Origin of the sequence: Frondihabitans sucicola (genome assembly GCF_030296615.1) — a bacterium.
Taxonomy (GTDB): Bacteria; Actinomycetota; Actinomycetes; order Actinomycetales; family Microbacteriaceae; genus Frondihabitans; species Frondihabitans sucicola.
In genome coordinates, this window is record NZ_AP027732.1 from 740,206 (window position 1) to 762,935 (window position 22,730).

The following is a 22,730-nucleotide window of genomic DNA, read 5'->3' on the forward strand; positions in this document are numbered from 1 at the left end:
GTCACTTAGCGCCGCGCAGGCCGTCGAACAGGGTGTCGATGAGACCGTCGGCCAGATCAGGACCCACGTCGAGGCGGCTCAGGATTCGGTACACGATGGTGCCGAAGAGCATCTCGATCACAGCCGTCGAGGTGAGCGCCGAGTCGATCTCGCCGTCTGCCTCCGCTTCACGAAGGCGAGCGGCCATGGACGCTTCCTGCGGCCCGGTCAGGCGTTCGTACAGCACGGCCGCGAGATCCGGATCGTCGGCTGCTGCCGACACGAGACCGCGGAGCAGGCTGGCGTTCGCTGGGTCGCCGAGCTCGTGCAGGGCGCCGCGGAACCACACGAGCAGGTCGTCGCGAAGGTCGCCGGTGTCGGGTGGCAGTTCTCGTGACGGCAGGATCAGCCCTTCGAGCACGCACTCGGCCAGGATCGCACTCTTCGACTTCCACCACCGATAGATCGTCTGCTTGCCGACGTGGGCTCGAGCGGCGATGCCCTCGATGCTCATCTGCTCGTAACCGACCTCTGCCACGAGGTCGCGAGTGGCTGCCAGGATCGCCGTGCGCGCCCGCTCGCTGCGTGGTCTTGTCGGACTCGGCTCACTCATAGAGCCAACGGTACTTGAGGCGTATGCTCTTCTGCAGCGAGACGGACCGTCTCGTCTCAAGTGTCAGCACAATTGGAGCCACCATGTCCAAGCAAGTCGTCGTCGTCATCGGAGCGGGCGGGATGGGCGAGCAGATCGCCCGCCGCCAGGGAGCCGGCAAGCACCTGTTCCTCGCAGACTTCAACGAGGAGATGTTGGCGAGCAAAGTCGCCGCCCTGAAGATCGACGGCTTCGAAGTCACGTCGCAGAAGGTCGACGTCTCATCGCGTGAGTCGGTGAAGGCCCTCGCCGAAGCGGCCGCCGCTGCCGGCCCGGTCGTCGAGGTCATCGACACGGCCGGTCTTTCGCCGACACAGGCACCCATCGGCGCCATCCTGAACGTCGACCTTCTCGGCGTCGCCATCGTCCTCGAAGAATTCGCTTCGGTCATCGCCGACGGCGGCGCCGGAGTCGTCATCGCCAGCATGGCCGGGCAGACGTACGGCGCCCTCACACCGGAGCAGGAGTTCGCTCTCGCGACCACCGACACCGACGCTCTTCTCGACCTCCCCTTCGTCGCCGAAGGGATCGCCGACCCCGGAGCCGCCTACGGTCTGTCGAAACGCGCCAACCAGCTGCGCGTCAAGGCGGCCAGCGTCGCCTGGGGGCAGCGCGGCGGCCGTGTCAACTCGGTCAGCCCCGGCATCATCTCTACCCCGATGGGCCAGCAGGAGCTCGAAGGGCCCTCCGGCGTCTACATGAAGGCCATGATCGAGGGATCCGGAACCAAGCGCATCGGCACCCCCGCCGACATTGCCAACGCCGTCTCGTTCCTCCTCGGCTCCGAGGCGTCGTTCATCACCGGAATCGACATCCTCGTCGACGGCGGTGTGATCGCGTCGGTCACGACGAACCCGCCGGCTTTCCTCACGCAGGGCGCGTAGCTCAGACAGCCATCAAAGACCGCTCGCCCACGTGGGCGAGCGGTCTTTGCGCGACTCGCTGCGGGCCGTTGGACTCACGACACGAAAGCCTGCAACTCGAAATGAAGTTCTGGAAACCACGCATCCGTCATGAGCTACCGTTTGCCACGTAGATTGTCGCGTTCCGCGGAAAGCGACAATCTACGTGGCAATTCGACAAAATAGATGTCGGACGACAAATCTGTCCGCCTCTATTCAGCTTGTCCAAGTCACCCCTGATTTGACGGGCTTCTCGCGCCCGCTTGTCCACCCGGTTTCGCACGCAGAATGTCCATTTCCACAAAACGCTGATGAGAAGGCAATTACTTCGGGCGGCTAATCGCTTGTCCGCGACGAGATGACCAGCTCGGCGATGTCGTCAGCGATTTCATCGATGGACGAGTCGGAGGTGCTGCGGGCGAGCTTGTCAGCGAGGGATGGGCTGTGCTCTTCGACGTCGGCCCGTGTGACGTCGTGCCAGATGGGCAGAAGGTTCTGACGACCGCCAACTGTCTGCGTGACAATTCCGTCGAGTTCGTATTGGGGCCAGCCTTTCGTGAAGTAGTGCTCGCTGAAGATGACGGCCGCAAAGCGGCTGCCTCGAAGGCCCCGATCAATCCGGCGTCTGAGGCTGTCGCCAATTCTGAGTTCAGCCTTGTCGAGCCAGACGCTGACGCCCCGGTCTTGCAGCGCTTGAGCCAATGGGATCGCGACAGTTGTCTTGTCCTCGCTCGCATGGGACAGAAACACGTCCCACGTGCGCCCGTCCAATTCGTCGTCCGTTGTAGGAGCTTGCGGAGTCCTGGTGTCGACGGAGTCGGCCAGGCTCCGTTCGTCCGGCGCTCGGTAGGCGGGCAGATTTCCTCTAGGCGGTGGCAGAACTTCAACGCTGCTCCGGATTGTTCCTGCCGCCCCGCCAAGGTCCACAGCCACGTACCAGTGGCCCGAACTTGGGACAGGGACGCGCGCGGGTGACCTTTTCATGAGACCACCCGTGTAGCGGTATCGGCCACCGCGGGGAGATGAATAGATTCGGTAGTTGAACGCGTCCAGGAGGAGAACATTTGCCTGCTTGCCCAGCGTTACGACGACGGTGGCGCCCTTGCTGACGTGACCAAGGTCGTATTTGATGTGCTCCACCCCGGGCTCCTCTTGTTGTCGCCAGCCTACGGACGACCCATGGCTTTCGGGAATGAAGAGCGGGCTTCCTTGTCGGGATTCGTCTAGACCGCTGATCAGATCTGTTGCAAGCGAGGATTCGGGACTCTAGAGCGACGCCAGTCAAGCGATCGGACTGGGTTGCTTTGAGGTGTACCTCAAAGCGACACGTTCAGCGCCTTACGTACGCAAGCTGGCCTGTTCCCTCCCCACAGATCACGCCGCTACAACCGGTCTCGATCCGCGCCGCGAAGACGCAACTGCAAAGATCCACCGGGCACGGAATCGGAGGCTCGTCATCGCCCGCCATGCGACTTCGGCCCGGTTCCGACGCCGGTATCGACGGCTTTCGACACCCTCGCCGACGCCGGCGGAGGGCTCTTCAGGACGCGGGATCCCGATGTGTTCTAGGAGCAAATCATCTTGCCCGTATCCGAGGGCGGTCAGTTCAGCCGACCACAGAGGTAGGCCGCGAGACCCACTCGGCCGCCCTCGGGGTGGCGCGGATCTCGCCGTCGCGGTCCACGACCAGGACGTCGACGTTCCAGGTCTCCGTCACCCGGTCGAGGTCGCCGGGGAGCCCGGCGATGATCGTCGTGGCCAGGACGTCCGCCGTTTCGATGTCGTCGGCGAGGACCGTCGCCTGGACGAAGTGGGATCGACCGTTCCGGCTCCAGATGTGGTCACCGCGCTCCGCGATGCCCGAAGTGGCCAGGGCACGCCGCGACCCGTCCAAGGTGGCGATGCCGAGAAGACCGGCGGCGTCGTCGGGATCCACGATGCCGACGCGCCACGTCGGCGTGGACGGGGTGATCCGGCTCAGGCAGTCCCCGCCGACAGTGAGAAGCCACGCCGCGCCCAGCCCGTCGAGGACCGCACCCGCGTCGCGGATGGCGAGCGCCTTGACGAGGCCCGACAGGTCGATCACGTCGTCGGGGCGATGGGGCGTGGACAGGCCCCACGTCGCGTTCCTCCACTCGAGAGCCTGCGCGTAGGTCTCGCGGACGTCTGGCATCGTATCGGCAAGTTGAAGTTCGCCTCCCGCGACCCGCGACAGGGGTGACGCGTCGTCATACAGGCTGTAGACCCCGTCGTACCGCTGGAAGACCGCCCTCACCGCCTCGAGATCGACGAGGCCCAGTTCGTCGTCGACGCGGACGCTGACGATGGTCCCCATCGTGTCGAAGGTGTGGACGCTCATAGGCCGGATTTGTCGAGGGCAGCCTGGAGCGAGGTGGTGTACCCCTGGCTGGTGTAGGTGGCGCCGCTCACGGACTGGATGTTCGCCGACTGGGCGCTGAGGGCTTCGGTGCGCGGGATCGGGGCGGCGTAGTTGCTGATCTCGACCGACCGGCCGCCCTGGTCAGTGAGCTGCAGCGCTTTCACGTCGGTGATTTTTCCGGCGGAGACGACGATCTCGACCTGCACGGGCCCGAACTGGGTCTGCGCGGTAGTCCCGTCGAACGTGCCCGACACGGTCGCCGTCTTCGACGAGGACGAACCCGAGCTCGCGGAGGGCGTCGATGCGGACGGGGTCGAACTCGGTGTCGACGACGAGGACGAACCCGAGCCGGAGGACGTGGGCGTGGAGCTTCCGGACGTCCCGCTTCCTGTGGGGGCGCTCGTCGACGACGTAGCGGTGACTTGGCTGGCACCGATCTGCCACCCGATGAGCAGGACCGATGCGGAGGCGAAGACGCCTCCGGCGATGGCGCGTGGCCTCATGAGCTGAACCTTTCCTGGTGGATCTGGTGCTCGGGGACGCCGGCGAGGCGGGCATCTCGGACGACGAGGTCGGACCAGGCCTGGGGCCCGCACCCGTGGCGACCGCTCCGGGAGTGTCCCGGTTGTCGATGTCGGCGGTCCCACCCGCCTGCATCGCAAGGCCCCGGACCAGCGCGAGGCCGAGACCGTTCCCGCCGCGGACGCGCCGTCGGGAATCGTCGGCCCGGGAGAACCGGTCGAAGGCGTGGGCCAGGAATTCCTGGGGGAGGCCGGGGCCCTCGTCGGTGACAGTGAGGAGGAGGGCCCTGTCAGAGTCGTCCTCCTGCTCGAGGGTCACGTGCACGGTGCCGCCGTCGGGACTGAACGTGACGGCGTTGACCAGGAGGTTGTCGCAGATCCGTCCGAACGACGAGACGCTCGTCGCGTAACTGACGCGATCGTCGGAGTCGTCGTGGTCGTCGTCGACGTCGTCGACAGAGAACTCGATGACGATCCCCGAGGCGCCGGGTGCGATGCGGGCGCGGTCGACGCTGTCGAGGAGTTCTCGGCGGAGGTCGGCCGCGGTACTCGAGGGTGCCGGCGTCGAGCCGACCGTGGACTGGTCGAGACGGGAGAGCTCGAGCAGGGTCGTCGCGAGATCGGACAGACGTTTCAGCGACGTCTCCGCGGCGACGATCTCCCGTTCGAGGGCGGGGGCGTCGCCGAAAGACCGATGGGCGAGTTCGAGGCGGGCCGTCAGGGCCGCGATCGGGGTCCGGAGTTCGTGGCTGGCATCCGAGACGATCTGCCGCTCGTGGTCAGCACTCGCGCGCAAACGACTGATGAAGGCGTTCAGGGTGACGGCGAGGTCGGAGAGCTCATCTCCGGCTCGGGAGACGGGGAGTGACTCGCGCGAGTCGTCGCGGCTGATCAGCAGTGCCGACTGAGCCAGTCGGCGAACAGGCCGAAGGAGAGGCTCGATAGGATCCAGGCGGCCGCCCCGAAGGCGAGGAACGCCACGACGAGTCCGACGACGAGCGACCGGTCGAGCGCGCTGATGGTCAGGTCGCCCGACGTCGTGCTGCGCGCCGCCCAGAGGGTGAACTGCCCCTCGTGCGTGCTGATGTGCTGCTCGACGACGATGTACGTGATCCCCCCGCTGGTGACGCGACGGGTGGGCGCCTCCGAGTCGCGATCCGGCACGATCGCCTGGACGAAGTCCCTGTCGTGGAGGTCACGGTCGGCGAGGTGGGCCTGCAACTCGTCCGGGAGCGTGTTCAGGAGGAATCCGTCCGACTCCGACCGAATGGCGACCAGGATTCCGCTCGCCGGTTTGTCGGGGGTCTCGTCGGGATTGTTCTGAAGGTCGGAGAGGAACGGGTCGAGGTCGGATTCTGCGAGGGTCTGCTCGCTGGCGGCGGTCGTCGCACGGATCTGGAACGCCATGAGCGCGGCCACACCCGCGAGGACGATCCCGGCCACCAGCAGACTGCCCAGGGTGATCCGCAGCTGGATCGGAAGGGCGCGGAGCCGTCTCATGCGGGGGCCGGAACGTCGGCTCGGTAGCCAACGCCGCGGACGGTCGCGATCGACACGACGGACCCGGCGGCCGAGAGCTTCTTCCGGACGTAGCTGATGTACTGGTCGACGATCGTGGGGTCGAAGTGCTCCGGGGATCCCCAGACCTCGGCCAGGATGTCGGTTCGACTCCGGATCTCCGGCGCGGATGCGACCAGGAACCGGAGGAGGGAGAACTCCTTGACGCTGAACGCCACGACGCGTCCCGCCACGCGAGCCCGCACGGTGGTCGTGTCCAGCTGGAGGTCGCCCGCCTCGAGCACCGGGGCGCTGGCCGACGGCGCCGCCTGGCGACGCAGCTGTGCTCGCAGACGAGCGTTCAGTTCGGCGAGCGAAAAGGGTTTGGTGAGGTAGTCGTCGGCGCCGGAGTCGAGGCCGAAGATCCGGTCGTCGACGGCGTCGCGCGCGGTCACGAGGATGATCGGAAAGTCGTTGCCGGACTGACGGAGTCGGCGGCAGATCTCGAACCCGGTCATCTCCGGCAGCATGACGTCGATGGCGGCGGCGTCGAAATCCGTACCACCGGCTGCGATCAGCGCGGCGATCCCGTCGGAGACGGAGGTCACCGTGTGCCCCTCGTCGGTCAGACTTGCACTGACGAGCTGGAGCATCTCGGAGTCGTCGTCTACGACGAGGATCTTCGCCACTGCCGATCGTCTCCTTGCCGGGGAATCGTCAGGCGACGCCACCGGTGTGCAGAAGCATACCGATGACGAATGTGGCGGCGAGAGCAGCAGCACCGCCGACGACGACGCGGAGAGTCGCGCGTGCCTTCGACCCTCCGCCGATCCTCGCTCCGACTGCGCCCGTCAGGGCGAGAGCCAGCAGGACCGCGACGAACGTCACGGGAATCCGGATCGAGGCGGGCGGCAGCAGCATCGCGAGCAGCGGCAGGATGGCGCCGATCGTGAACGCGGCGGCGGAGGCTGCCGCGGCATGCCACGGGCTGACGACTTCGTCTTCGTCGATCCCGAGTTCCGCGGCGAGGTGGGCTTTGAGGGCATCTCGCTTCGTCAGCTCCTCCGCGACGGCCGCGGCCGTCTCCTCGCTCAACCCCTGATCGCGGTAGAGCTGCGTCAGTTCGGCGAGTTCCGCGTCCGGGTCGTCGCGGAGTTCCCTGCGCTCCTTCTCGATCAGGGCGTTCTGGCTGTCGCGCTGGCTGCTGACCGAAACGTACTCGCCCAGAGCCATCGAGATGGCACCGCCGACTAGCCCTGCGGCGCCCGCGGTCGCGATCGCGCCGGTGGAGGTGGAGGCGCCCGCGACGCCGACGACGATCGCCGCGACGGACACGATTCCGTCGTTCGCTCCGAGGACCCCGGCGCGCAGCCAGTTGAGTCGGCCGGCGAGGTTTCCGGCGTGCTCTTCTCCCTCGTGGGTGGCAGCGGTGCTTGCAGATGTGGTCATGGTGAAAGCCTCTGCCCGGCTCACGGAAAGCACCAGCATGCTTAGCCTTCCCTGCCCCGACGAATCCGGCGGTCGGGGTCCGAACGTGTGAGCTTTCGAACAATTCGCAGCCCCTTTTCACGTGCTCACCCGGCAGCGGACGCATAGCGTCCACGCCTGACACCCTCCACTCGACAGGAAGAAGCACATGACATCCAGTGACACGACGACCAAGGGCACTCCCGTCCCCGCCCGCCCTGAGATCGCGCCCGGCTCGCGCCGGAACTATGCCATCTTCACCGGCATCACCGTTCTGTTCATCTTCGTGCAGTCCATCACGGCGGGGAACTTCATCGAGGGCGGCCTGCCGGACAGCGCCAAAGAGACCTGGACCAACATCCACGGAGGGCTCGCCTATCCGATCATGCTGTTCGCCCTGATCGCTGCCATCGTCGCGCTGCGCGGCTCCGCGCGGCGGGCCGGATCCGGATCTTCGCCGTAATCCTGTTCGTAGCGACGGTCGCACAGTGGCTCTCCGGGCACGCCATCTCGGGCCTCGGCCTGGACTGGATCACGCCGTTCCACGTCGCGCTGGCCTTCGTCATCTACGGCTTGGCCATCTGGCTCTCCGTCCAGTCAGCACAGCTCCGACGGAACGCCCGCTAGAAGTCGCCAGCCAGTCGAAAGACGCGCAGGGCTTCGCGAACCAAATAGCGCGGGTAGCGGAAATCTGTCGAATGCGCACACGCTGTTCTGCCCCGCCGCGTTGCGCATCCGTGTCGATAAAAACCACCTCGGGGTCGTCTAAGCGTCGAGCACGCGACGGCTGCGTCACACCAGCTACGCGCCCTCGGCCGACTTCGTGTGGCGGATGGCGATGAGGCTGTTACGCATGGGCATCGTGATCGTCGAGATATGCCCGCCGAGTCGCTCGGAGATATCTCTCCGGGTGAAGTTCCCGAACTACGCCAGCTCGATTACCTGCCACCGAAGCGCATGGGTCCTCGGATTCGCCACGCGGACCTCGACGTTCGCGAACTCGATATCGATAGTCTCCGAGACGACGTCGATCGCGGTCGACTGGCTGTGATGCGCCTTTTACGGCACGGTAAACGCAGGGGCGAAGCGAGACAAGCAGGTTGCCACCCGCGCTAGAGGCCTTTATCGAGTGTGTCTTGGCGAAGCCGGCTCTCCTTGCACCACCCGTCAGCGACAAAGGTGCCCAGAGACTTCAGAATCTCCTCTTCTTCAGAGAGAGCGGAACAGGTGGTCGACCATTCACACCGGAAAACGGGACGACGCCGTACGAAAAGGACATCCGTCCGGGAATACGACACCAAACTTTGGAAAGCGACATTTCTTTTTGGAACCCACACCAGTTGGGCTTTTCGCGGACGCCCATGTGCTGGGGTATTCCTTCGGCGACATGAAGGGGAGGCTCAGAAGGAAGCGGACCAGTCAGAAAAGACGAAGACATAAAATTTTTCTGCTATCTCTGATCCACCTACCGCCTAATCAACTCACCGAAAATGCCTGCTTTGACTTTTTGTGTGGCGGGAAGAGCTTTGAATTGGCGGCCGACAATGTCGACGACAGCAGCAGATGGTCCGGAATCGGGCACGCAATCGGGGTCTCCGCCACCATCTCGTCTGCGATTTCCGCCAACTAGATCGTCCGATTTCGCGGCCCGTGGGTTCGATCTGGACCGCGTTCGGCCTATTCATTCTGGTCAACGCGTTGATCTGGTTCGGCGTCCTGCGCCTCGTCCTGTCGATCGCGACGCTCGGCATCGACGTCGTCATCTGGCGGATGGCGTTGAACGCGCTCCAGAAGGCCCGCGAGGGGCCAGGCGAGGAAGTCCGCGAGGACGATGCCGAGGACGTCGAGGTCTGACGCGCGAGGACCTTGCCGACAAAGAAACCCGAGAGGAGTGAACCTCTCGGGCTTCTCTTGTTCGTGCTGCCGGTCAGGAGCGTTTCTTCAGACCACAGGTACTGCACTGCAGCCAGTTCGTGCTGACGGGCTGGAGCGTGTACGTGCCGCAGTCCGGGCACAGGTGACCTTTCGCCATGTCGAGTTCCCTTCGTCATCGCGGCACCGAAGGGGCCGTCACGGCCAACTCTAGACGTTCTGATTCATTGGCTTGGAAAACCCCTTCTGAGCAGGACTTCTGTAACTATTGGTACCCGAAGGGTTTCGATGCCCCATGAATATGGGGTTCCAAGCGACCCTCGAGAGGATAATCGGTCGCTTTCCCCGCCGGGGGCTAAGTGCCGGTGCGCATGCTGTGACAGATGCCGCCGATGACCAGGCCGCACAGGGCGACGAGTGCCGGCCAGAAGGCGAGGTTGACTCCGAGCTCCAAGCAACCGCGCTGTTACCCGGTGACGTGACAGGCAATCCAATCGGAATCTCCTCGCGGAACTCGGACTTGCCGATCTTGTCGAGGATCACGAACGCGATGTCGTTGAACTCAACAGCAAAATCGCCGCCAGCCCACCGCTCGGGACGTACATGTCCAGGCCGGGGCCACCAACGGTTGCACAATGGCCGGATCTGATGAACATTCTGGGAGGCGGACCTCGTGACAGTATTGTCAAATGGATGCTCATGTTCGCGTCTGGGTCACGGGACTCAGCTCTCGCAGCGAAGCCGTTGCAGACGGTCTTCTCCGTCTGGGCCATGAAGTAGAGGCTCCGACGCTGGCCACCAGTACACGTGACGAGTCATCTGCGGCGCGCTGGGCAGACGTCGTAGTAGTCGTCACTAGCGGTGCGGCCTTGACCCCAGACCAGTCGCTGCTTTTCGGCCTCGCCTTGGGCAGCAAAACTCCGGTGCTGTTCGTCGGTCCAATGCCGGTAACATCGCCCGCCCTTGCCGCGAACAGCTACACAATCGTCGATCCCGTCCCAATCGAAGCTGTCGGATTTCAAGTGAGCACCCTCGGCGGCGCGAGGGCGGAACGTCGATCGGTCGCTAAGGCAAGGAAGTCCCTCAGGCCTGCCGAGCCTGACTCACCGCGGATCAGTCGCCGAGATATGAATACCTCAGACCTGAACTTTTCATCTCTGTTGGAACAGGAAGTTTTTCAAGCTCTGAGCCTTGATCCCGATGTCATTTCCATCAGGCGCGAGACCCAGAGACCCGTTTTGTCCTCACCTGGTCGATCGTATGTTCCTGATTTCCTAATCTGGATCGACGGAGCAGAGCCCTTTAACCCCATACCTGTCGAAGTTGGTAATCACGACGTCGTACCTTCGTTGGATCGCCTTGTTGAGGCGATGCTCGCGAGCCAAGCCAAAGTGGGAATCCTCATCACTTCTGAGGCGCCATCGAAACCATATGTGCATGAGCCGAAATCCGGACTGGCCGTAATCCAGGTTGGGATTATCAATTCCGCTGGCCAGAATGCATGGCTTGGCCGCACAGTTCGAGAAGCAAGGAATCACCTTGTGCACGGCGGCGAACTTCGTGGCTAGGATCTCGCAGGTCAAAGTTCAAGGCTTTCTATCGCAAGGAGCCATCGCCACGAGCACTACGGGAACGGGTCGAGCGTGCGAGGATCTCGGTGAATACATATTCGCCAAATTCCCGGGGGTGACGTGTGTTGCAAGAAACGCCATCGATATTTTCGGCTCGGCCGAGACTGATCTCGTCTTTACAAATGATGCGACAAAAAGCGGTCTTTACTTCCTGGAACCCGTTCTCATCATCGAATGCAAGAACTACGCAACCTCGAACGTCTCCTCAGCAGATATCAGCTACTTCGCCACTCGCCTCAGAGACAAGGGCGCTCGGTCGGGAATTATCTTGACGACCACATCGATCTCTGGAACCACAGCTAGAGCGGGAATTCACGCTGTCGAGACTGCTCTGGTGAACGGGGTCACCATTCTCGTCATCAACGCGGATCATTTGTCAACGTTGAGCGATACCCAAAGTCTCCTGACCGTGCTCAACGAACAACTTGTCGAGCTTAGGGTATCTGGCACCTTGCGACTGCCGTAGTTTCTCTCTCGAAGCGCATCGAACTGATGCCAACAACAACATCTGTCGATTCGTGCACGAGACCGATCGACCATAACCTCACGCTGGACATGAGCATCATTCGGAGGCTCGTTAGTCGCCCAGTCTGTATCTGCGAGAACCCCATCAGTCTCGGGCCGCGACATCACGCAGGTGCGCGACAGCCCGCGCGGCGTTCCCGTCAGGCCTTTGACCCGGAAGGTTTGTCATCATCGCGGGCATTGACGAAGACGAGGTCCGGCCCCTCTTCAATGCCGAGGCTCTTGCAGGCGCGATCGAGCGTCGCTCGCTCTTCGGCGGAGTAGTAAATGACCATCGTGACGGCGTTCTTGGTCTTGTTCGCCTTCTTGTAGACCGGAACCTGCTTTTCGAGGTTCCTGCGCAGCGCACTGTTGGAAGCGAGCTTGATTTCCAGCAGGGTGGTGTCCGCTGAACCGCGGCTAACCTTGAAGTCCACGGGACCGCGGCCGTTGTTCACCTCTGCGTTTACGTCAAACACACTCGCCTGCAAGGTGAGCGCCACGAGTCGCTGGACATCCTTCTCGGATGCGTGATTCTTTGCATGGTTCAGGCTCTTGTAACCATCCTGATCCTCTACCCAGTTCTTGAAGACCAGGGCGCGGTACCGGACCTCTTCGAGACTATTGGCCTTTGGCCGCGACAGCATCGCGGGCATCGACCAAAACGAGTCAAGGATGGACTTGAAGATGGTGGCGAAGACCTCGGTGATCTTCTCGATCTCCGCGTCACTGACCGCGACGGCACCATCACCATCGTCCTCCCGCATCCTTATGTACGTGTCTAGAAGGGTCGGGAAGTACGCGAGCGTTCGCTCGCGCGCGCGTCGCAATTCTTTCGACGTGGGTGAGTCGTCGCCGGCAAGTTGTTGCTGAAAGTACGCGTCGACGCGCGCGCGTTGGACGTCGTCATCGACGGCTGCGACGATCTGCGGGTACTGCGCGACCATGTCCGCATGGTTGATCCACACCTGGTCGTGGACGAGTATGTCAACGGGAGTGAGCAGGACGTAGTCACCGTTAAAGACCGGCAGGTATCGCACCTCGTCAACCCAAGTGCGGGTGTCGTAACTGAACCGGACTCGTCGGACGCCGACGTTGGCGCAGCGGGACGGGTCGACGTGATCTCGAGCGAATCGCTCGGTGTAATCGACCAGGTAGTCCTTGATCAGATTCGTGGTGAAGTCGCTGATGTTATCGAGGCCGACACCGGGGCGAATGAGCGACACCTTCTCGAGGTGACTGCCCCTCGTTCCTGTCTCCTCACCGAAATTACTGAGTGCACGGCCGAGTGCCTCCCGCATGGCGATTGCAAACTCACGTCCAAGTCCTCGGCCGTCATTTCCAAGCTCGCAATACCCGAACCAGTTCTGCTTTACCTCCTGGAACCGGAACAGGTCCTTGATGATCGCGTCGGGCAGATCGTCTCCAGCGATGCTGCGGAGGAATCGTAGATACCGAATGATGTTTGCGTGAAGAGCCTGGTACTCGGGCTTGCTGCTGTTGAAGAGCAGAAACGGGTCGACGAAGAGTTGGACGTCGGCGAGCAGATTGATGTCGAAGGCGCCATAGGCGTCGAGCGTCTGTCGCGAGACTCCGAACTGATCGCTGAAGAAAATGCGAGGGGTGCTCACAGGGCAAGTCTGCCCGACTGCCGCCCGCCGTATCGCTGCGCCACGCGCGTGGTGGCGCGAGAACGCTCCGCCCGTGACCTCAGCCGAGACGGACACGTTACGCTTGGTCCCTCCCACCACCGGCTGACCAGCGAAGCTGCCGAATTGATCCGCAACACGGTGGTGCGGCCAGCGGTGCGTTCCTTCGGATCGCTCTTCAGCAAACCAGCGCATGCGCGCCGCACTCGCTACCGCCCGAGCGTTGTCAGCCGTCAGCTTTGAACCAAGCCCCTCGTGCCTCCTGCAGTTCCTTCCAGTGGGCCTCGAGCCCGGTCAGCGAGGGGCTGATGTTCATGCTCGCGAGCGGCTGCGAGTGCCCGTCGATGTAGCGACATGCCTCTTCGAAGACTCGGTTCACGACCTCGATAGCCGCCGGTAAGGCGGCCGTTTTGATGTTCGGGAGGCTCGTCATCCGGACGTTCGGCTGGTAGCGCTGAGTCACTCCCTGGAGGAGTTCGGTCTCGGTGAAGACTTCGCACCAGGAGCGGATCCAGTCGTATCCCGTGCGGATGAGTGCGGCACGCGCGTTGCCCTCTTCCGAATTCGCGGTCTGGATCGTTTCGTTGATTTGCGCCTTGATGTTGTTGAGTGTGTCCCAGCGCGGGCCGGTAGCCCGCGTGACGTGCCCCTTGCCATCTTCGTCCGTGATCTGGAAGTACGAGCACCGTTTGCTGGACACCATGAGGTTCAGGAGCGTAGTCGCGAAGAAGATGTCGTGAGTGAAAACTATGACCTGTGTCGATTCGGCTAAGGAAGCGATGCGCTGCGCTACCTCGTTGATGCGACGATGGTCGAGGCTGGACACCGGGTCATCGAATATCACCGGTGCGCTAATTCCTGCGAGGCGCGCTTCGGCGAGGAAGTCCGCCATGGCGAGGACTTTCTGCTCACCTTCGGACAGCACCGCAGATGGCCTGTGCTTGCCGGTCAGGACTTTCCGGCGGTGCGCTTTGCCCTTACGGCCGATGTATTCGACCCGCATCTCGGGCGCCCGGAGAGCCGCGCGCTCCGCCGCAAATAGAGCGTCGAAGCTTTCGTTGATCATCTGGTCGCTCGCGGCCTTCGACAGAGCCGTGAGGTTTCGCTGAAGGGTGGGCATGGGCTTTGCCAAGAGGGCAAGCCGATCTGCTTGCTTCGCATCTCGCACGTGCAGCTCGATCTCGCTCCACGACTTGCTTAACTCTGCCGCGGCCTCAAGTTCCACAAGGCTTTTCTGTTTCGCCGCGAGCGTCTCATCACGAGTTGCCGCCTGCTGACGCAAGTCGACGAGGCGATCACTGGCCGCAGTGACTGCGTCCGACAGCGTGAGCGCGTCGGGCTGAGCAGTTTGGATGGTCTGGGCATCGATTCCGAGGGGAGCCCTTGCCTCAGAATCGATGTTGCTGGCTTCTCCGCCCACGTTGTTTTCGTTCGCCTTGCACGCGTCCATGAGCGTCGCGTGCGTCGACACTGTGCGCTCCAATGCAGCCTGGTAGGTCAGTTGTGGATCCTCGTCCGCATGGTCCCGCAAGAAGGCTTCGATGTCTGCGACTTCGGCGGCGAAGAGCGGGGCGCCGAGAGCCGTGAGTCGGCCCTTCGAGACCGTGATTCCGTCAGCGATCGTGTCTTCGAGATACTCCGAATACTTTCCGACGAGGACTGCTGCTGGGCCGACTAGAGGTTGCCTGCAGTACAAGCAGCGTTCTGCATCGTGTACGTCCAGGTCTGAGAGGTGCGCTTTGTACCGTTCACCCGCTTGCACGAAGCTGTTCCAAGTTTCGTCAGGTTCGGCCGGCAGGTCAGCTGCCTCAAAGAGGGCAGCGCGGAACAGTCGATAGTCGTTCTGCAGGTCAGCAAGTTTGTCGCGCTCAACCGAGAATGCATTGCCGTCGAAGCCCGCAACGGTCGTCGCCAGAGCGGCGGCCTGCTTGAGAGCCCGCTCGGTGCGGGCAAGGGCGGTGATCTCCGAGCTGATCGTGTCGGCTTCGAGGGCGGCGACGGTTCGGCGCAGTTCGCCGATTCGAGTCTCGACGTCCGCGCCGAAGTCCGCCTTCGACTTGAGGTCCTCAAGGTCAGTGGAGGCGCCGAGAGTCTCGATGAGTGGGTAGACAGTCGCTGTTCGGCCAAACCGTGACAGCAGGCCAGTTGAGCGAGATCGGAGTTCCGAGATCGAGGCATCGACTTGGGATTGGACCGACTTGATGCCGGCAGCTACGTGGTTGAACAGTGCGAGAGCGGCGGGGACGTAGACGTACTCGAGATCGTCATCAACGTGGAAGCTGACAGACGGGCTGTCGAAGATGGACATGCGGGTAAACGGTGCCACGCCTTGCTGGCCGCTCCACATGTAGGTCTTCGGCTCGGCTCCGAGCGAGTACCTGATCGTGGCAGATTGCGGCTGCGGCGACGCGACGGATATGTCGCTGAGGATCTCGTCGGCGGTCCGACTTGCGGCCAGAGCCTTGAAGATCCGCGAGTACCCAGTCTTGCCTGTGCCATTTTCGCCAAAGAGGATCGTGAGGCCCTCATGCGGTTCGATGACGCCGCCGGTCTCGAGAGCGTTGACGCCCTCGACGCGCGACAGGGAGGTCAGCGTCAGAGGTTCGAGGGCTTCATCCTCTCGCTCGATGAGTACGAGCGGCTCCTCGGTGGGGAATGTACGAACGTCGAGGGCCTTCTCCTGACGGAACAACGAGTATGCGTGCTCCTGTGCATCGACGTCGAGCGGCCGACCCGATGCGAGTACCTGTCGAACGATGAATCGCGTCCATTCGTCGGATCCGTTGGCCCAGTTGCTCAACAGCTCTCGAGGATCCGTTCGCGTGCTCGGCGATTCCGCTACCCCCATGATTTGCCCCGTCTCAAGAAACCGACGTATGGTCACGCCTGCGGCTGACTTTAGCGGTCGCACGCGACGTTATTAAGGATTCGTGGTCGACAGGTGTCGACGGCCACGGCGGGGCCGAAATCCACCCAGATCAGGGCTCCTCGCCATGATCTCGTACGGGCCTTCCGCCATCTAGATTTTCCGAGGGTCACAGGCGGATCGATCTTCGACAAACGGCTCACACGACGGACAAGGCCGAGAGATATGGGGCCCCGCTCGAGAGCGATGCATTACTCGCTCGCTGCGGCCGGTTGCCCGAAGAAAAATAGGTACTCGCTTCGTCTGGGTCGTTGATCTAGGAACAGATGACTTAGCGCGCTAATCCCCGGCATGATCCAAGTCGTATGTTCGACACCATCCTTCTGTGTTGGCGAGATACCGCGCTATCTCTTGGCGCACGTCCTCCCGGAGCTCGCCGAAGACTTCATCCATGGCGGACACTTCGTCGAGGACCTCGACCATAGAAAACCAGTCGCCGGCTTCCTGGTCCCAGATCGCCCCAGAATTCTCGACTGCGGTGAAGACTTCGTGGAATCGGTCGAGCATCCCGTCCATCGCGTCATCCCAACTCCGCAAATACCCGCCGAACCAACGAACCGTCATGTCACCGGGAGACGCGACAGGTAGTCCAATCGGGATCTCCTCGACGAACTCGGACTTGCCGCTGTCGTCGAGGATCAGGAGCGCGATGTCATTGAACTCGAACTCAAGGTTGCCGCCAACGCGCCACTCTCTCTCGTGGCGCCAGTCGTTAGGGGCCGCGCTACCGAGGCTCCTGACACTTTCGATGAACGGAGACAACGACCAAACGTCTGCGCTCGCGTCGGAAGGGCTCTCGTAGTGGCCACGAAGCTGCAGATCGCGCGCGCCAGAGCTCGAGTCGCCCTCGCCCGACAGACCGGCACAATCCTCCCCCTCACGTCATAGCCACTGCCGCCCTGGACTTCAGCGAAGACACAAAGACGTAAACGGGCACGTGAATCCCTCGGGATCGACCGTTCGAGCGAGCAGGTCCGTAGATCCGACCGCGTTTCCTCGACAGCCAGGACCGACTGTCCGGTTCTATTCAGGTCGGTGTCCTGAAAGCAGACAAGTCGGGAAGCGAACTATTTTGGAGGCTTGAAGGTGCCAAATGCGAACTCCAGGCTGCGGCCTCCTTGAGGGCATCCGAGTGTCGGCGGACCGCCGTACGGTTCCACCATGGGAGTCCAGTCCAGCTTCGAGAACGCCACCAGGGCTTTGACCCGCCGCCCCGAAACTCATCCTTACGCCGTTCCGCCAATCTCTGGTGGCTGGGGACTAGGGCTGGTCCTAAGAGGTGACGAACCAGCGCTATGGTACATCGTCCGCCGGGACCAGCCGGACCGCCAGTATCACTGCTACGCACACTGTCGCGATGCGAGTGACAAACGACCGTGGCTTCAATTCAGCGACTCGCTGAACTCCGCCGTGGCTTTCATGTTTCAGAACGAGCGACGCATCCGGACGCTTATTGCCGCTAATGACCCTGAGCACGAAGCCTGGCCCCCACCACCGGAGGACCGACGAGCCAGTGTTGGCTTCGCTTTCACGAATCAAGGGGCCACCGCTGAGTTGTTCGCAGCCAGACGTCGAATGAAGGAATCTTGTGACGTCGGGCGTGCCGACCATTCTTGGTATCCCGCCATGAACGGATAGTGGTGACCACGAGATCCATGTAGTCGGCAGAGTAGACGGACCACATGGGGTGGTATTCGACCGGCTCGCGGGCGGCCCAGTCGCGGTGATCTATCCACGACGCTCCGCCGACGCCGTGCCCGAAACAATCGCGAAGGGACCGCTTGAGGTGACTCCAGGTGATGGGGGTCCGGAAGACCGCGTCGTCGGCCGCTTCGTAGCTGCGGCTAATGAGGTCCGGCCAAGCCACAGAGGAGCGCCGTTCGGCTACGTGCCGAAATTCATCCAGGACTGGCTCCAGTGCCGACAGCAGGATTTTGCTGGTGGCTCGCCGCTCTTTCCGTACTAGCGCGATCCTTGACTTCAGTCCGCCTTGGAAAATGTTGAGGAGGAAGCTCGTGACGGAGCCCGCCATCGCTCCGGTGATCGCGTCCGTCATGCCTGCTCTCCAATCATGGCCGCGCTGGGTCGGCTGATGAACCGCAGACTAGCGCTTGGGCGCAGACCGTTCCTCGCTTCGCTCGAGTCGTTCCCGAACTGTGGTCGAACGTAAGGTTGCGGCCTCGCGTTCGAACCTAATTTCATCCGAGCTTCGAGGAGTTCGCCTAACTTTTTGCCGACATGCCTGCGGGCCACAAGCCAACGGATTGGAAGTACTCGGTCGCTGCGGCCTCCTCAGAGAATTCCAGAAGGTTGCCTACTTTGCTGGCCAGGACTTCACGCACTTCGGCAGGCGTCGCGAAGAAGAATTCCTTGCGAGAATTCGCCTGGTTCAGAGCGCGCGCTGCGAAATGACGATGGAGTTCTGTCTCAAGGGTGACGGCGTCTTCAGAGAAGTAGATCGTGTGCACGTCGAAGCGGAACGGCACAGACGCACCTCCCAGCTCGTTGACCCGGTCCGTGGGTTCAAGTCGGCGGGTGAGTCCGATCTTGACGACACCCTCGCCAAAAGCTCCGCGGTTTGAGATGACGTAGACATAGCCGGCCCGGATGTTGGCAGCTCGATAGTCGTTGTCGGCAATCGCCTGATCGATGTCGGCGAGGCGCTGGGCGAGGTCGGAGTTCGTGGTTCCGGCCGCTTCCAGCGTCTCGAGAGTCTGCAGGAGGAGGGAACGTTCCTTATCGAGTTGGGCGCGTTGTTCGGCTAGTTCTTTCTCGACGCGACGTTCCTCACGGAGGCGCGCGCGTTCCTCGCGCTCGCGCTCTTTCTCTTCCTGCTTCATCATGAGCCAGTCCGCGGTCAGCTCGATCTCTTTGAGACGGAGAGCGTGGTAGCTGTCGCTGATGCGCATCTGCATCATCGTGCCAAGACGGGCGATGGCGTCCCTTGACGCTTGGAGCCGTCGCTTGGCTGTTTGAACGTTTCCCACCTTGAGGGTCCGAATGCTGTTTTCGGATTCCGCGTTGTAGGCGCGGAGCATGAGCTTGGACAAGTCATCGCTCATCTTTCGCCCGCGAGCGAGCGAATTGTCGAAAGTGAACATGTTCGACTTCTCGATCGCATGACCGTCGCGAATCATAGCGGCCGCGCGCGCCTCGACATCCTGCAACCTTGGTAGGTAGGCGGCAGCATTCTCGAGAGGGTGGTGGTACCGGTAGATGCCCACTTCTTGCAGGACGATCTGGTCATTGAGTTGAATGAGCTCCTGGCCAGAATGACCACCCTCGCGCAGTTCGCGACGTAATTCAGCGTTCTCCGCCTCCAACTCCGCGAGCCGCGTCTCAGACGACGCGGGGAGAGTTGAAGCTCGACGCGGCTTTCTGTTCAGATCGAGCGACTCGGACGCTGGCTGGACTGGAGCGTCGGCCGACTCGAGGCTCGCCATAAAAGTCGCGCCGTCATTCGCGTCGTCGATCAACCAAAGCTGCCAGCCCTCAGGAGGTTTCGCCCAGTCCTTGGGAGGACTCCATCCCGCTGGCGGCTTCCATCCGTTAGGGACGGGTGGCCAGCCTGGGGGTGGGTTGAAACGTCGTTCACCCGACGTCACGATCGGCGGACCCCGGAAGCGTCCACGACGGTGAGCGCGGCAGGGGTCTTCGAGACGGCAGCTCCGAGGTGCTGCAAGGTCGCCGCTGGAACCACGCCAGCGAGATCGAATTCCGTGAATTTCTGGCGCGGTGCCGTCACCGCAATCAGCGGTAGGAACATCTGTCGGCCAGTTGCGGGGTCCTTCGTGCGGGGTCCGACCTGCAAGGAGATCGCTTGGATGATGCCTCGACGGTCGGCCTCGAAAATTTCGTGCATCGACCGAAGTGCGACCTGGTGAAGAGCGCCGGCGTAACGATTGTTCGCATCCGTCTTGGACAATGCCGTCTCCGCTACCTCGTCGGTGGCCTTGACATACCGGTAAGCCTTCACTGTCTTCAGATCCTCAGGCGCGGGAACGATGACGGTCAGCTTGAGTTCGGCTGTCTCCGGCTCGAACGCCGCCTCGTGGACGACCTCGAAACTCGCCGGATAAACCGAGTTAGCCAGGACGATCCCGATGTACTCCTGCACGGCGTCGACCACACCGTACCCGAGTCCGGCGATCAGGGCGTCGATGGCTGAGTTGTGTTCGGCTACCTCCTGCTCGCGAAGGCGGCACTCTGCCTCATATTGCGCCTCAGCCGCCGCGAGCATGTCCAACCGGGTCCGCTCTAGAGCACCATGCTGACTCGTCAGTTGCGCCTGGCGTGCGGGAACGGAGTCTCGGAACGCCTCCCACTGCTGCAGCGCCTGCTGGTACTCCGTCCACGCCTGAAGCCGGATCTCCTCATGCCTCTTCTTCTTGCCGAAAAGACCCTTTGGAACTTCCGGCTCGACGAAAACGGGCGGATCCGAGATCTGGATGGGCTCAGGGAGAGGCCGCGGGGTTTGCAGTTCCGGTCGAGGGAAGGGCGGATGCTCAACCGACTTCTTGAGCGAGTCGAGGTCCACGTAGTCGTCGACGTCGAGGGTGGCTTTCAACAGGCTGTCGATCTCGTCGTACTCGTAAGCGAGATCGTCATTGAGTTCCTGGACCTCGGCAAGTCTCGACTCGACATAGGCTGCGTGCGCTTCCCGGTCAGCCCTTTTTGCTCCGCCTCGGACATTCGCACAGCTGCCGCGGCAGCTCGAAGCTGGGCGGCCTGCGCGCGTTGCGCCTGGGCCGCGGCCGTCGCACGCGCCCGAGCCGCTTGATTCGCCCGAGTCTGTGCGAGCCGATTTTGGTGCTGAATTTCTGCAAGGAACCCCCGCCGGTGAGCCATTCCTACCTCCATGTAGAACTCAAGTGACTGCTGCTCACTGTACTAACGCGTCCGGAACAGAACTGACGAGGCGTCTCCTGACCCCCGCCATCAAACGGGTCGCAGTGTCAGACGCGGTCGAAACCTTGCAGTTTCGCCCCGTCACAAGTGCTTACTTTGGGTCCTTATCAACAACGAGGAGTTCGTTGCTCGTGCCGATCTGTTCGAGCCCTGGATATGCCCTCCAACCCCGGTTGAACGGCAACATCACGGAGTGTGCGGTGGTCGGAGACCTCCTGCGACTCGGTCGCCGTACGTAAGATTTGCAAGATCGACCCGCCGGCGCCTTCGTTGCTCAAGTCCTAGATTTTCGCTTAAACGTGTCACGGCCAACGCACCCGAGCTTCTGATTCAAGTCGCCCTAGATGCCCCTCAGCGCAACACAAGCCAGGCGTCTGCCCGCAAAGGAGCGCACGTTTGTCGCCTGCTCAAAGGGAAAAGGATCGCCCGGGCTAGACGCTCGTTCGTCGAGCTGCCACGCAGCCGGAACCGAAACTGGGTGTTTTAGGACGTCGAGGGTCCGGCTTGCGAACGCCGTTCTCTACGGGGCGATGGAAAACATGCAGGGAATAAGGCCCACAAACATTCCTGCTTTGCGCGAGCCTCAAGTCTCGCTCTCCCTAACTTGAGGGATTGCCTCATCGGGAGCCGGACGTAGTCTCGTCGAATGGTTCGCTCACCCTTTTTCTCCGCACGACCCACGGGCACGTGCAGCGCGCCGTGCCATCGATGACCTCGTGGCTCAGGAGCCGCCCGCTCGCGAACTCCTCGACGAGGTCGAGGCGCGACTTCGGCGTGTCGTCCCTTTCGATGCGGGGGTTGGTGGACGACGGACCCCGAAACGCTTCTCCCCACCGAGTTGTGGAACTTCGACATCGACGTCATTGCGCGAGAACTCAAGCCGGATTCCGGAGTCCCACTCGAGGGCCTGAACTCCGGAACACGTGAAGACCACCACGACGTATCGGAAGCGGTCGCGGAACACGACATGCGGAACGGCAACGCCAAGTCGGGGTCGGATCTTCGGTTCGTTTCCCGGAGCGGCGAGAGTGTCTGGGGTGCCGCGTGTTGGACCCGCACGGATGCGTCCTTCTCGGCGGAAGAGGTGGCTTACGTCACCGATATTGCCCGAGAGGTGGGTTCGGCGCTTCGGCGGGATCTGCTTCGAGTGGCCATGCACCCCACTGCGGGCGCAGCGTTCCCGGACGTCGCCACGGGGCCCGGAACTCTCGTCTTGGGGAAGGGCGACCTGGTCGAGGGCTTCACTCCCGAGGGCAAGGCGTGGCTGGAGAAGCTCGGCGTCTCGCGTCTCAGCGAGCCCCTCCCTGCCGCGCTGCGCTGGATTTCCCTGCAAGCGCGGGCCCGCGCTGATTCGGCGGGATCGAGAACCGAGCTTCGCGCGGCGAGATCGCGCCTTGCAACAGTGGACGGGGAACTGGTCACGGTGCAGGCCGAGGTCCTCCAGGGCTCCGGGGATGCCAAAGTGGTGATGGCCCTTGAGCCCGCGAGTTCACGTTCCCTGTTCCCGTTGCTTTTGGCTCTCTACGATCTGTCCGCTCGGGAGAAGACCGTGGCGGGGCTTGTCGTGGCGGGCTGGCCGCTGGATGACGTGGCACACCACCTGTCGCTGTCCCTTTACACGGTGCGAGATCACGTGAAGGCCATCTACGCCAAGGTCGGAGTCCGCTCGCGACCCGAGCTGACGGCACGCCTAGGCGGCGTCTCGGCCAGCAACCCCGCGGCCGTCGCCTGACGCCTGCTCGGTTCCGAGGCACCGCACCTGCGACCCTTGACTCTCCCGCTGGTGGAGGGTTCACCATCAAGTGCCCGATTCGGTTCTCGACGTCGGAGATCGAAGGAAAC

General features: G+C 62.6%; 21 protein-coding genes and 1 pseudogene. 8 read left to right on the forward strand and 14 right to left on the reverse strand.

All coding sequences use genetic code 11. The features are described from left to right. Position 1 precedes the first annotated feature (1 nt). Entirely contained in the window at positions 2 to 592 is a 591-nt protein-coding gene (locus tag QUE79_RS03910; protein WP_286345524.1) for a TetR/AcrR family transcriptional regulator, read from the reverse strand. 83 nt (positions 593 to 675) lie between these two features. On the opposite strand from QUE79_RS03910, the gene QUE79_RS03915 reads away from it, so the two are divergent. After that, positions 676 to 1,515: an SDR family oxidoreductase gene (locus tag QUE79_RS03915; protein WP_286345525.1), complete on the forward strand. Its 840-nt coding sequence runs from the start codon at positions 676 to 678 to the stop codon at positions 1,513 to 1,515. Positions 1,516 to 1,869: 354 nt separating this feature from the next. Here QUE79_RS03915 and QUE79_RS03920 read toward each other — a convergent pair whose 3' ends face one another. The 3 genes from QUE79_RS03920 to QUE79_RS03930 form a co-directional block, all read right to left on the reverse strand. Continuing rightward, positions 1,870 to 2,673: a DUF1883 domain-containing protein gene (locus QUE79_RS03920; RefSeq protein WP_286345526.1), complete on the reverse strand. Its 804-nt coding sequence runs from the start codon at positions 2,671 to 2,673 to the stop codon at positions 1,870 to 1,872. Positions 2,674 to 3,139: 466 nt separating this feature from the next. After that, positions 3,140 to 3,892 (reverse strand): FAD:protein FMN transferase, encoded by a 753-nt coding sequence (locus QUE79_RS03925; protein WP_286345527.1) that lies wholly within the window; start codon positions 3,890 to 3,892, stop codon positions 3,140 to 3,142. After that, positions 3,889 to 4,167, reverse strand: coding sequence for an FMN-binding protein (locus QUE79_RS03930; RefSeq protein ID WP_286345528.1), 279 nt, complete (start codon positions 4,165 to 4,167; stop codon positions 3,889 to 3,891). The genes QUE79_RS03925 and QUE79_RS03930 overlap by 4 nt, the downstream gene beginning before the upstream one ends. On the opposite strand from QUE79_RS03930, the gene QUE79_RS03935 reads away from it, so the two are divergent. Next, positions 4,157 to 4,423 (forward strand): hypothetical protein, encoded by a 267-nt coding sequence (locus QUE79_RS03935; protein ID WP_286345529.1) that lies wholly within the window; start codon positions 4,157 to 4,159, stop codon positions 4,421 to 4,423. The genes QUE79_RS03930 and QUE79_RS03935 overlap by 11 nt on opposite strands. Positions 4,424 to 4,579: 156 nt before the next feature. Here QUE79_RS03935 and QUE79_RS25195 read toward each other — a convergent pair. From QUE79_RS25195 to QUE79_RS03955, 4 genes and pseudogenes are all read right to left on the reverse strand, one after another. Continuing rightward, positions 4,580 to 5,386 (reverse strand): annotated as a pseudogene (locus QUE79_RS25195) (sensor histidine kinase); the annotation flags it as partial. Continuing rightward, positions 5,326 to 5,934: a hypothetical protein gene (locus tag QUE79_RS03945; protein WP_286345531.1), complete on the reverse strand. Its 609-nt coding sequence runs from the start codon at positions 5,932 to 5,934 to the stop codon at positions 5,326 to 5,328. The pseudogene QUE79_RS25195 and the gene QUE79_RS03945, both read right to left, overlap by 61 nt. After that, positions 5,931 to 6,620, reverse strand: coding sequence for a response regulator transcription factor (locus QUE79_RS03950; protein ID WP_286345532.1), 690 nt, complete (start codon positions 6,618 to 6,620; stop codon positions 5,931 to 5,933). The genes QUE79_RS03945 and QUE79_RS03950 overlap by 4 nt, the downstream gene beginning before the upstream one ends. Positions 6,621 to 6,648: 28 nt before the next feature. Then, the gene (locus QUE79_RS03955) at positions 6,649 to 7,380 is read right to left on the reverse strand and encodes a VIT1/CCC1 transporter family protein (protein ID WP_286345533.1); all 732 of its coding nucleotides are present in this window, start codon (positions 7,378 to 7,380) and stop codon (positions 6,649 to 6,651) included. Between the two features lie 187 nt (positions 7,381 to 7,567). Between QUE79_RS03955 and QUE79_RS03960 the strand changes: the two genes are divergently transcribed. The 5 genes from QUE79_RS03960 to QUE79_RS03980 all read left to right on the forward strand — a co-directional run bounded on the left by QUE79_RS03960 (position 7,568) and on the right by QUE79_RS03980 (position 11,367). Next, positions 7,568 to 7,861, forward strand: a complete 294-nt coding sequence (locus QUE79_RS03960; protein WP_286345534.1) for a hypothetical protein — start codon at positions 7,568 to 7,570, stop codon at positions 7,859 to 7,861. Between the two features lie 390 nt (positions 7,862 to 8,251). Continuing rightward, the gene (locus QUE79_RS03965) at positions 8,252 to 8,449 is read left to right on the forward strand and encodes a hypothetical protein (protein WP_286345535.1); all 198 of its coding nucleotides are present in this window, start codon (positions 8,252 to 8,254) and stop codon (positions 8,447 to 8,449) included. Positions 8,450 to 9,048: 599 nt separating this feature from the next. After that, entirely contained in the window at positions 9,049 to 9,252 is a 204-nt protein-coding gene (locus QUE79_RS03970; RefSeq protein ID WP_286345536.1) for a hypothetical protein, read from the forward strand. Between the two features lie 887 nt (positions 9,253 to 10,139). Next, positions 10,140 to 10,838 carry a hypothetical protein gene (locus tag QUE79_RS03975; RefSeq protein WP_286345537.1) on the forward strand — a complete coding sequence of 233 codons (699 nt, stop codon included), beginning with the start codon at positions 10,140 to 10,142 and terminating at the stop codon, positions 10,836 to 10,838. Further along, positions 10,777 to 11,367, forward strand: a complete 591-nt coding sequence (locus tag QUE79_RS03980; protein WP_286345538.1) for a restriction endonuclease — start codon at positions 10,777 to 10,779, stop codon at positions 11,365 to 11,367. The genes QUE79_RS03975 and QUE79_RS03980 overlap by 62 nt, the downstream gene beginning before the upstream one ends. 199 nt (positions 11,368 to 11,566) lie before the next feature. On the opposite strand, the gene QUE79_RS03985 is transcribed toward QUE79_RS03980, so the two are convergent. The 6 genes from QUE79_RS03985 to QUE79_RS04010 all read right to left on the reverse strand — a co-directional run bounded on the left by QUE79_RS03985 (position 11,567) and on the right by QUE79_RS04010 (position 20,547). After that, positions 11,567 to 13,036: a DUF8370 family protein gene (locus QUE79_RS03985; protein ID WP_286345539.1), complete on the reverse strand. Its 1,470-nt coding sequence runs from the start codon at positions 13,034 to 13,036 to the stop codon at positions 11,567 to 11,569. 244 nt (positions 13,037 to 13,280) lie between these two features. Beyond that, complete coding sequence (locus QUE79_RS03990; protein WP_286345540.1) at positions 13,281 to 15,854, reverse strand: AAA family ATPase; 2,574 nt, start codon at positions 15,852 to 15,854, stop codon at positions 13,281 to 13,283. Positions 15,855 to 16,259: 405 nt separating this feature from the next. Then, complete coding sequence (locus QUE79_RS03995; RefSeq protein WP_286345541.1) at positions 16,260 to 16,742, reverse strand: hypothetical protein; 483 nt, start codon at positions 16,740 to 16,742, stop codon at positions 16,260 to 16,262. 766 nt (positions 16,743 to 17,508) lie between these two features. Continuing rightward, entirely contained in the window at positions 17,509 to 18,036 is a 528-nt protein-coding gene (locus tag QUE79_RS04000; RefSeq protein WP_286345542.1) for a hypothetical protein, read from the reverse strand. Positions 18,037 to 18,202: 166 nt separating this feature from the next. After that, positions 18,203 to 19,456: an SNIPE associated domain-containing protein gene (locus QUE79_RS04005; protein ID WP_286345543.1), complete on the reverse strand. Its 1,254-nt coding sequence runs from the start codon at positions 19,454 to 19,456 to the stop codon at positions 18,203 to 18,205. A 125-nt stretch (positions 19,457 to 19,581) separates the two neighbouring features. Continuing rightward, a complete protein-coding gene (locus QUE79_RS04010; RefSeq protein WP_286345544.1) occupies positions 19,582 to 20,547 on the reverse strand; it encodes a hypothetical protein in 966 nt (321 codons plus the stop codon). A gap of 1,494 nt (positions 20,548 to 22,041) precedes the next feature. Here QUE79_RS04010 and QUE79_RS04015 point away from each other — a divergent pair. After that, complete coding sequence (locus QUE79_RS04015; RefSeq protein WP_286345545.1) at positions 22,042 to 22,620, forward strand: helix-turn-helix transcriptional regulator; 579 nt, start codon at positions 22,042 to 22,044, stop codon at positions 22,618 to 22,620. Positions 22,621 to 22,730: the final 110 nt, after the last annotated feature.

Coding starts and splice junctions, on each gene's coding strand:
- QUE79_RS03910 (WP_286345524.1), bottom strand. CDS start 592: ATGAGTGAGCCGAGTCCGACAAGACCACGCAGCGAGCGGGCGCGCACG.
- QUE79_RS03915 (WP_286345525.1), top strand. CDS start 676: ATGTCCAAGCAAGTCGTCGTCGTCATCGGAGCGGGCGGGATGGGCGAG.
- QUE79_RS03925 (WP_286345527.1), bottom strand. CDS start 3,892: ATGAGCGTCCACACCTTCGACACGATGGGGACCATCGTCAGCGTCCGC.
- QUE79_RS03945 (WP_286345531.1), bottom strand. CDS start 5,934: ATGAGACGGCTCCGCGCCCTTCCGATCCAGCTGCGGATCACCCTGGGC.
- QUE79_RS03955 (WP_286345533.1), bottom strand. CDS start 7,380: ATGACCACATCTGCAAGCACCGCTGCCACCCACGAGGGAGAAGAGCAC.
- QUE79_RS03960 (WP_286345534.1), top strand. CDS start 7,568: ATGACATCCAGTGACACGACGACCAAGGGCACTCCCGTCCCCGCCCGC.
- QUE79_RS03965 (WP_286345535.1), top strand. CDS start 8,252: ATGGGCATCGTGATCGTCGAGATATGCCCGCCGAGTCGCTCGGAGATA.
- QUE79_RS04000 (WP_286345542.1), bottom strand. CDS start 18,036: ATGACGGACGCGATCACCGGAGCGATGGCGGGCTCCGTCACGAGCTTC.
- QUE79_RS04015 (WP_286345545.1), top strand. CDS start 22,042: ATGCACCCCACTGCGGGCGCAGCGTTCCCGGACGTCGCCACGGGGCCC.